At 71.0% G+C, this 214-nt stretch carries 1 protein-coding gene; it reads left to right on the plus strand.

The window, feature by feature from the left end:
• Nucleotides 1-19: 19 nt before the first annotated feature.
• Nucleotides 20-214 (plus strand): hypothetical protein (locus tag CWB65_RS19985; protein WP_212750961.1); only part of this gene is annotated, 195 nt, incomplete at its 3' end.

Here is a 214-nt window from a genome sequence, read left to right on the forward strand (position 1 = left end):
GCAGCAAGGGCGCGCACAGGTGGATGAGTCGGAGCTGTTCCGCATGATCGGGCAGATGCGCGATATCGTGCCCACTGCGCAGCAAGCCACGCGCAAGGCGCGAAGCGGATCGACGCCAGCATCTCAAGTCAACGGAACAACCTGTCACAACCACGCCACCAGCCGCCCCGGCCAGGGCCGCCCCGCCGGCGGCCCCCCCGCCCCCGGCCACCCC

The sequence above is a fragment of the Pseudoalteromonas sp. S554 genome (assembly GCF_005930865.1).
GTDB classification, from domain to species: domain Bacteria; phylum Pseudomonadota; class Gammaproteobacteria; order Enterobacterales; family Alteromonadaceae; genus Pseudoalteromonas; species Pseudoalteromonas marina.